This is a genomic window from Erwinia sp. S38, assembly GCF_016624545.1.
Classification (GTDB): domain Bacteria; phylum Pseudomonadota; class Gammaproteobacteria; order Enterobacterales; family Enterobacteriaceae; genus Erwinia; species Erwinia coffeiphila.
The window spans coordinates 199,725-207,074 of sequence record NZ_JACVTS010000008.1 but is presented as its reverse complement, the minus strand read 5'-3'; the positions used below and the strand labels follow the sequence as shown (position 1 = coordinate 207,074).

The window sequence follows — 7,350 nt, the reverse complement described above, 5'->3', positions numbered from 1 at the left end:
TGGTGGAAGCGTAGAGATTCGAACTCTAGAACGGTTTCCCGTCGCCGGTTTTCAAGACCGGTGCCTTCAGCCACTCGGCCACGCTTCCACAATCGGGCGCACTATAAACATCCCGACCGGGCTTGTAAAGCAGGTTTTGTTTCGTTTGCCTGAAAAATCAGCGAAAACGACGCACTCGCTGTGATATTCGCCAATCTGCTTAAGTTATCAGCGCTTTAGCGAGTAAAGAAGGGTAAAACATCTTTCCCCTTTGCCCTTCCCTCATTATTCTCTCTGGTATTTTAGTGACCCTGAGAGGTGCTTTATGGATCGCATAGTTTATTCCTCACGCGAAAGCTCGTTGTTGAGCACGCACAAAGTTTTACGTAATACCTATTTCCTGCTGGGCCTGACGCTGGCATTTTCCGCCGTCACCGCCACGCTGAGCACTGTGTTTGCTCTGCCCTCCCCAGGATTGATCCTGATGCTGGTGGGTTTCTACGGCCTGATGTTCCTGACCTATCGTCTGGCTAACAGCCCGGCGGGTATTTTGGCCGCATTTGCCTTTACCGGTTTCCTTGGCTACTGCCTGGGACCGATCCTGAACTCGTTCCTGTCTGCCGGCATGGGTGATGTGATTGGACTGGCGCTGGGCGGTACTGCGCTGGTGTTTTTCTGCTGTTCAGCCTACGTGTTGACCACTCGTAAGGATATGTCTTTCCTGTCCGGCATGCTGATGGCAGGTTTTGTCGTGCTGCTGATTGCGGTTGTGGCTAACATTTTCCTGAACATCCCGGCGCTGCATATGGCGATCAGCGTGCTGTTTGTGTTGTTCTCTACCGGTGCCATCCTGTGGGAAACCAGCAACATCATTAACGGCGGCGAGACCAACTATATTCGCGCCACCGTCAGCCTGTACGTTTCGATCTACAACATCTTCGTTAGTCTGTTGAGCCTGCTGGGCATGTCCCGCAGCAACTAATTCTGACCTGATGCAAACAAAGCCTCGCTTATGCGGGGCTTTATTTTTGGCTGAAGTAAAAGTTTGTTAAACTCCGCCGCAGAGTGAATCGGGCTGTAGAGGTAATAGAGTGCAATTTGAAGGCAGAGAGATTGAGCGCGACGCGCAGGGCTATCTGAAATCCACCGCAGACTGGAGCGAAGCGCTGGCACCGCTGCTGGCGGAAGAAGAAGACATTGAACTGAGCGACGCACACTGGGAAGTCGTTCGGTTCGTGCGCGAATTTTATCTGGAGTTTAATACCTCTCCGGCCGTGCGCATGCTGGTGAAAGCCATGGCACAGAAGTATGGCGAAGAGAAAGGCAACAGCCGTTATCTTTTCCGACTGTTCCCGAAAGGCCCCGCTAAACAGGCCACTAAAATTGCCGGTTTACCCAAGCCCGCGAAGTGTCTGTAACGCTAGCCAGTCGTAAACCCTTTTAACCCGGCAGCAGGCTGGCAGGGCTCCGTCAGTACGCGTTCAACCCTGGCGGTTCGCGGCCCTCCTGCTTGCAGCCAGCCGAGCAGCGCATCAACCTGCTGCTGCTCACCGCACATCAAAACTTCTACGCTGCCGTCATCAAGGTTTATCGCATGGCCCGTAAGCCCCAGAGCTTTTGCTTCGCGCTGGGTACTGTAGCGGAACCCGACGCCCTGCACTCTGCCGTAAACCCATGCACGCAGACCGACACTCGCCATTTTCTCTCCTTATCTCCGCCACTGATTGCTTTTTCCCAGTCAGCACCGGACAATATCGCCTGATTCTCTGAGTATAAGCATAACTAACTATGACTGTTCGTTTGATTCTTGCCAAAGGGCGTGAAAAGTCCTTACTCCGTCGCCATCCATGGGTGTTCTCCGGGGCGATTGCCCGCATGGAAGGTAAAGCCCAGTCGGGTGAAACTATTGATGTCTGCGATAGCCAGGGAAAATGGCTGGCGCGTGCCGCCTGGTCTCCACAGTCGCAAATTCGCGCACGCGTCTGGAGCTGGGAGCAGGACGAATCGATTGATATCGACTTTTTTGTCCGCCGTTTGCAGGCCGCGCAGCAGCTGCGCGACTGGCTGGCTCACCGTGACAATCTTGACAGCTACCGCCTGATTGCCGGTGAATCCGACGGGCTGCCGGGGATCACTATCGATCGATTCGGTAACTTCCTTGTGCTGCAGCTCCTGTCTGCCGGAGCGGAATACCAGCGTGCCGCGTTGATCACCGCGCTGCAAACCTGCTATCCGGGCTGCGCAATTTACGATCGTTCTGACGTTAGCGTACGTAAAAAAGAAGGTCTGGAGCTGACCCAGGGTGTTGTTCTGGGCGAAACGCCACCGGAACTGCTGCCGATTACCGAACACGGAATGAAGCTGCTGGTGGACATTCAGACCGGTCACAAAACCGGCTATTACCTCGATCAGCGCGACAGCCGTCTGGCAACCCGCCGCTATGCAGAAGATCGCCGCGTGCTGAACTGCTTCTCTTACACCGGTGGTTTCGCAGTTTCCGCCCTGATGGGCAACTGTCGTGAAGTGATCAGCGTTGATACTTCGCAGGCTGCGCTGGATGTGGCAAAGCAGAACGTTGAGTTAAACGGTCTGGATCTGAGCAAGGCCCAGTTCCTGCGCGATGACGTTTTCAAACTGTTACGCCGCTATCGTGACGAAGGCGAAAAATTCGATCTGATTGTGATGGACCCACCTAAGTTTGTTGAGAATAAAAATCAGCTGATGGGTGCGTGCCGTGGCTATAAAGACATTAATATGCTGGCAATGCAACTGCTGAACCCGGGCGGTATGCTGATGACCTTCTCCTGCTCCGGACTGATGCCTACCGAACTGTTCCAGAAGCTCATTGCAGATGCCGCCGTCGATGCTAAGCGCAACGTGCAGATTATTGAGCAGTTCCGTCAGGCTGCCGATCATCCGGTTATTTCCAGCTATCCGGAAGGACTTTATCTGAAAGGTTTCGCCTGCCGCGTGCTGTGACTTGAAAAGTGTTGCCTTCGCCTCCATACAGTGTGGTAAGGGCAACGTTTCAGGAGGTCACCCATGATTGCCAGCAAATACGGTATTGGTCAGCAGGTTCGTCATCAGCTGCTGGGTTTTTTGGGCGTGATAGTCGATGTCGATCCTCAGTATTCACTGAAAGAATCGGTCAGTGAAGATATCAGCGGCAGCGAAGCAATGCGTGCAGCGCCCTGGTATCATGTGGTGATGGAAGATGAAGAAGGCCAGACGGTACACACCTACCTGGCCGAAGCGCAGATTGCCTGGGAGCAGCCGGGAGAACATCCTGATCAACAGTCGCTGGATGAGCTGGCGCTTTCCATTCGCCAGCAGCTGCAGTCTCCAAGCCTGAGAAACTAATTTAAACCCTGCTAAAGCAGGGTTTTTTATGCGCTCTTCGCCAGGCCAAGGCGCGGGATTTCTATTTTCGGGCAGCGATCCATCACAACGGTTAGCCCGGCATCTGCCGCCAGCACCGCAGCCTGTTCGTTGATCACCCCAATCTGCAGCCAAAGCGTCTTAGCACCGATGGCAATCGCCTCCTGGGCAATGCCCCACGCCGCCTCCGCATTGCGGAAAACATCCACCATGTCGACAGGCTGAGGAATGTCTTTCAGTTCGGCATAAACCGCCTGCCCCAACAGTTTCTGACCGGCCAGTTTAGGGTTGACCGGTATAACGACATAACCCTGAGAAAGAAGATATTCCATAACGTGGAAGGCCGGGCGCTGCTCGTTATCAGTGGCCCCTACCAGGGCGATAGTTTTGCTGCTGGTCAGAACATTGATAATCTTTTTGTCATCCATTTTTCTCTCCGGTTCGGGTTAACGGCCTGTATTTTCTCATTATGACTGATTCGCCTGGCTCAGTATCACCACTTCAGTAATTCACGATCAATAGCACGATTAAGTGTGTTTAAATGTTAATATGATGCCATACTGAAAGACTTTGATACATTCGACGTTTTCTCACCTTTTGCTCGTCTGGAGTAAGAATGAAGCTGTTTAAGGTCATAATCGGGCTGGTCATAATGCTGATTGCCTCTTCTGTGCAGGCAACCACGCTAAAGCTTTCTGCCGATATCGACCTTTTGGTTCTGGACGGGCATAAAATTTCCGGTTCGCTGCTAAAAGGCGCTGACGGATTAGAGCTGGAGCGCGGCGAACATCAGCTGCTTTTTCGCGTAGAGAAATCGTTTCATATCCCAGCCCATACTCCCGTGACCTGGATTTCAGCTCCGCAAATTGTGACGTTTACCGCCCGCAGTCGTTCGGTGCTGATTCAGCTTCCCCCTTTAGCTTCCGTACGCGAAGCCAGAATGTTCGACAGGAAACCGCAGTTTACTTTAGTCGATGAAAAAGGCGGCGAGATCGAAAATAAGCGCGATTTTTTGACCGTTACTACCAGCGGTGATTTTGAACAGGCGATGATTCACTATAACCTGAACGGAGAAAATGCCTCAGTTCCACGTTTTGCGCAGTCGGGTAAACATACTGCCCTTAGCGCTGCACAGGAGCAGGATCTGGCCCTCAATCGCCGTTCGGCAGCGGAAAGGATGCTGCATCTCTGGTATCAGCAGGTTGATGCTGCCACCCGCCAGCGTTTTATTACCCTGATGAAAGCCTTACATACCAGTTGATATCCGTTTAACCGCAACGTTACACTCAACTTTCTGTTTATTTGACGTTTCTGCCGTTACCCTACATAGCCAGGATATCTGAATGGACCAGACCACTCGTAAGATACAGCCGCAAAAACATATTGCGCTGGTCGCTCATGACCACTGTAAAAACTCCCTGATGGAATGGGTAAATATTCACAGAGATAAGCTGCAGCCCCATACGCTGTATGCCACCGGCACAACCGGTAATCTGGTACAGCGAGCCACCGGCCTGCCGGTTACCGCCATGCTCAGTGGCCCGATGGGCGGCGATCAGCAGGTGGGTGCGTTGATCTCGGAAGGGAAAATCGATCTGTTGATTTTCTTCTGGGACCCGTTGAACGCCGTACCGCACGACCCGGATGTGAAAGCCCTGCTGCGTCTGGCTACCGTGTGGAATATCCCGGTGGCCACCAACCGCGCAACCGCTGATTTCATCATCCACTCGCCGTTGTTCGATCGGCAGGTTGAAATCCAGATCCCGGATTACGAGCGCTACCTGCAGCAGCGCCTGAAGTAACCGCTTCTGCCGTCAGGGTTTTCGCACCTGCGGAACGCCCTGGCGGCCCAGTTCGGCAACAAAATCCGACGGTTCATCGCGATCGTAAAGCAGCCAGACCTGATGGATTGCACGGGTGATGGCGACATACGCCAGTCGACGCTCCTCGGCATCGGGAAACTCTTCCACCTTGGGCAGTAGCGCCGCTTCCATCACCGATTCCCTCGCAGGTGCAGGGAAACCCTCATCCCCCTGAGACAGTCCCAGTAGGATAACGTACTCCGCCTGCTGTCCTTTACTGGCGTGGATAGTCATAAACTCCAGTTTGAGTTTTGGCCAACGGGTTGCCGCCTTGTCCAGCACCTCAGGGCGCAGGTGATGATAGCGGGCCAGCACCATAATCCGCTCGTCCGGCTGAACGTAGCCACTCATTTTATTAAGCAGCGCTTCCAGCTGATCTTCCGGCAATAGCTGAAGCGATTTTTTGGTTCCTTTGGTCAGGCTGTTCAGCGTTTTCTTCAACTGGTGCGGATTACGCTGTACAAAGGCGTTGGCAACTTCCCCAATGCGTTGATTGAAGCGGTAGGTAGTATCAAGTATGCAGCGGTCGCCCTCACCAAAATAGTGATGGAACGCCGTGGTCAGGGTCATTTCAGCGCCGCTGAATCGGTAGATCGCCTGCCAGTCGTCGCCGACGGCGAACAGTGCGGTTTGCCGGTTTTGCCGACGTAGTGCAGCCAGTAGTTCTGCCCGCTGCGGCGAGATATCCTGAAACTCATCCACCAGAATGTGTTTCCACGGACTAATAAAGCGGCCTTTATCCAGAATATTAACCGCCTGATGGATCAGGCCAGAAAAATCGACGGCACCCTCTTCCTTCAGTGCGGTTTTCCAGGCTTTTAGCAGCGGAGCCATCAGCTTGACTCTTTTGCTAAACAGTTCGCGGATTTCTTCCGGCGCACCGTCGATCATTGCCGCCTGGGCACCGCCGTGCATACGCATCAGTCCCAGCCAGCGTTCAAGGCGTGTCGTCAGTCGCTTTGCCAGGCTGTTACTTTGCCAGAAGTTTCCTTCCTCTATCTCCCATTCCAGCTCGTCACTCAACCACTGACGCCAGCCGTTGGCGTGGGCTTTTTTCTCACTGCACTGCTGCCGCCAGACGCTAATCAGCAAATCATGGCGCGCCGCTGTATCGCTTTCCAGTTTGCTGATCACGGGGGATTTATTGCTGCCCTGGCGGATAATATGCAGCGCCAGAGAGTGGAAGGTACGTGCCGAGAAGTCTTCGCTGTGCAGGCGTGAACGCAGGCGCTCATTCATCTCTTCTGCCGCTTTACGACCAAAAGCGAGCAACAGCACCTGTTCCGCCGTCGCCTGTTTGCGCAGCAACAGCCACCCCGCCCGCGCAACCAGCACCGAGGTTTTACCGCTGCCCGCACCGGCCAGTACCAGCACCGAATCTTCGCCATTGACCACCGCTCGCGCCTGCGAAGGATTCAGCGGCGAACTCTCCACCTGCTCGAAGTAATCGGCGTGCTGTTCCAGCATACGCTCCGTCCAGCGCGCATTTCGCTTCACGCGCTGACTGTCACTGTCATTTAGCCACTGCTGACAATACCGCCAGGATTCGCGGCAGTTATCAAATTCGTCAAGGCGGGATACAGGAAGCGGCACGGCGTCGAAGGATTTACGAATAGCCTGCTGCCAGCTGCTAATATCGCTGCGTTTCAGCCAACGATCCTGCTGCTCGGCAAGACGAATGGCTTCGGCCTGTTGGTTTAACACCCCGGCCGCCACCTCACTCATCTCCTGGCTCCACTGCTGCCAGGCGAGGCTGAGGTAGTGGTAGAAACGCTGCGTTTCATTCCATTCCGTACCGTGCAAACGAACGACTTTATCGTCAGGCAATGAAAATTCCAGCTCGCCCCAAACCAGACCACGCTTGCAGGCTATGGATAGCAGCTGATTAAAGGGGATCAGATACTCGTGTTTTTCACCGCTGACCTCAACGCCAGCATTCAACAGCCGCACCCGATTGTAAGGATGTTGTGCCAGATGTTTACCCAGCGATGTTGCTTTCAGTTCCATTCCTGCGACCCTGCTGCGGTTAATTTCATCTGCACATAGTTTAGCTGGCGACAGTTTACCTCTCCAGCGTTAAAACGCGTTACAATCAATGAATTGTCACAGAGACTTCTCTCAACGCCTAAGG

Annotated in this window: 9 protein-coding genes and 1 tRNA gene; 6 read left to right on the top strand and 4 right to left on the bottom strand. The window is 53.7% G+C overall.

What is annotated here, in order from left to right:
* Positions 1–88 (bottom strand) — tRNA-Ser (locus IBT46_RS11775).
* 216 nt (positions 89–304) lie between these two features.
* Between IBT46_RS11775 and yccA the strand changes: the two genes are divergently transcribed.
* Complete coding sequence (yccA, locus tag IBT46_RS11770) at positions 305–961, top strand: FtsH protease modulator YccA (protein ID WP_105593393.1); 657 nt, start codon at positions 305–307, stop codon at positions 959–961.
* A 109-nt stretch (positions 962–1,070) separates the two neighbouring features.
* Positions 1,071–1,397 carry a sulfurtransferase TusE gene (gene tusE / locus IBT46_RS11765; RefSeq protein ID WP_105593394.1) on the top strand — a complete coding sequence of 109 codons (327 nt, stop codon included), beginning with the start codon at positions 1,071–1,073 and terminating at the stop codon, positions 1,395–1,397.
* A 2-nt stretch (positions 1,398–1,399) separates the two neighbouring features.
* Here the strand turns inward: tusE and yccX are convergent, their stop codons facing one another.
* The gene (gene yccX / locus IBT46_RS11760; protein WP_200545813.1) at positions 1,400–1,678 is read right to left on the bottom strand and encodes an acylphosphatase; all 279 of its coding nucleotides are present in this window, start codon (positions 1,676–1,678) and stop codon (positions 1,400–1,402) included.
* An 89-nt stretch (positions 1,679–1,767) separates the two neighbouring features.
* On the opposite strand from yccX, the gene rlmI reads away from it, so the two are divergent.
* Positions 1,768–2,958, top strand: coding sequence for a 23S rRNA (cytosine(1962)-C(5))-methyltransferase RlmI (rlmI, locus tag IBT46_RS11755; protein WP_200545812.1), 1,191 nt, complete (start codon positions 1,768–1,770; stop codon positions 2,956–2,958).
* A gap of 63 nt (positions 2,959–3,021) precedes the next feature.
* Positions 3,022–3,339, top strand: a complete 318-nt coding sequence (hspQ, locus tag IBT46_RS11750) for a heat shock protein HspQ (RefSeq protein WP_105593397.1) — start codon at positions 3,022–3,024, stop codon at positions 3,337–3,339.
* 26 nt (positions 3,340–3,365) lie between these two features.
* Here the strand turns inward: hspQ and IBT46_RS11745 are convergent, their stop codons facing one another.
* Complete coding sequence (locus IBT46_RS11745) at positions 3,366–3,785, bottom strand: CoA-binding protein (RefSeq protein WP_105593398.1); 420 nt, start codon at positions 3,783–3,785, stop codon at positions 3,366–3,368.
* Between the two features lie 188 nt (positions 3,786–3,973).
* On the opposite strand from IBT46_RS11745, the gene IBT46_RS11740 reads away from it, so the two are divergent.
* Both IBT46_RS11740 and IBT46_RS11735 read left to right on the top strand, forming a co-directional pair.
* The gene (locus tag IBT46_RS11740; RefSeq protein ID WP_200545811.1) at positions 3,974–4,618 is read left to right on the top strand and encodes a DUF2057 family protein; all 645 of its coding nucleotides are present in this window, start codon (positions 3,974–3,976) and stop codon (positions 4,616–4,618) included.
* 82 nt (positions 4,619–4,700) lie between these two features.
* Complete coding sequence (locus tag IBT46_RS11735; protein WP_200545810.1) at positions 4,701–5,159, top strand: methylglyoxal synthase; 459 nt, start codon at positions 4,701–4,703, stop codon at positions 5,157–5,159.
* A 12-nt stretch (positions 5,160–5,171) separates the two neighbouring features.
* On the opposite strand, the gene helD is transcribed toward IBT46_RS11735, so the two are convergent.
* A complete protein-coding gene (gene helD / locus IBT46_RS11730; RefSeq protein WP_200545809.1) occupies positions 5,172–7,226 on the bottom strand; it encodes a DNA helicase IV in 2,055 nt (684 codons plus the stop codon).
* Positions 7,227–7,350: the final 124 nt, after the last annotated feature.